At 49.6% G+C, this 1094-nt stretch carries 2 protein-coding genes; both read right to left on the bottom strand.

What is annotated here, in order from left to right:
- Positions 1-804, bottom strand: an 804-nt coding sequence (locus tag R7O12_RS26480; RefSeq protein WP_318127046.1) for a tRNA modification GTPase, incomplete at its 3' end; no start/stop codon positions are given.
- 116 nt (positions 805-920) lie between these two features.
- The coding region (locus R7O12_RS26475) for a YidC/Oxa1 family membrane protein insertase (RefSeq protein WP_318127047.1) at positions 921-1094 on the bottom strand (174 nt) is incomplete at its 5' end.

The raw sequence follows: 1094 nt of genomic DNA, 5'->3' as shown, positions 1-1094 counted from the left end.
GATGATGTGCAAAGGCATACCGTCAATATGGATGTGCTCACGCAGCACGTCACGCGTGGTACCTGCGATGTCTGTTACGATTGCGGACTCTTTGCCCGACAGCGCGTTCAGTAGGCTTGATTTGCCCGCATTTGGACGACCAGCAATCACGACTTTCATGCCTTCGCGCATGATCGCGCCTTGGTTCGCTTCTTTGCGTACCGCATCGAGGTTATCGATGATAGCTTGCAGATCTCCTGCAACTTTACCATCGGCAAGAAAATCGATTTCTTCTTCAGGGAAGTCGATGGCCGCTTCCACATAGATGCGAAGATGAATCAGTGATTCCACCAGCGTTTGAATGCGCTGCGAGAACTGGCCTTGTAGCGATTGTAGCGCCGATTTCGCTGCTTCTTCAGAGCTAGCATCAATCAGGTCGGCAATCGCTTCTGCCTGAGTCAAGTCCATCTTGTCGTTCAAGAACGCACGTTCCGAGAACTCACCAGGACGGGCTGCTCGTACGCCAGCTATGCCCAGAATACGTTTAATCAGCATATCCATGACCACTGGGCCACCGTGACCTTGCAGTTCTAATACGTCTTCGCCTGTGAACGAGTGCGGGTTAGGGAAGTACAGTGCAATGCCTTGGTCGAGCACCGTGCCATCTTCGGCTTGAAACGGCAGGTATTCAGCGTAACGCGGTTTTAGAGTTTTCCCTGTGACTTCCAATGCCACTTGGTTGGCCTTAGGGCCTGAAACACGAATAATGCCGACACCACCACGACCGGGTGCAGTAGCTTGAGCGACAATCGTATCTGTAGTCATAATCTTGCCTTTTGAGCTGGGCTCGGTGGAGCCATCACTATTAATTAGCTGAATTGTAATCAGCCAAAAACAAAAAGGCGACCTTTTGGCCGCCTTTCTTATTCTTTTGTTAAAGGTTACTTAGTGTGTAAGCCTTTTTTCTCCAGCGCTTTGTAAATCAAGGTTTGCTGGATCAGAGTAACGATGTTCGACACCAACCAGTACAGAACTAGGCCTGATGGGAAGAACAAGAAGAAGAAGGTAAACATAACCGGCATAAAGGTCATGATCTTCTGCTGCATTGGATCCGT

This window comes from Vibrio sp. Vb1574 (assembly GCF_033338675.1).
Note: the sequence above shows the minus strand (reverse complement) of the source record. Positions and strands in the feature narration are given on the sequence as shown.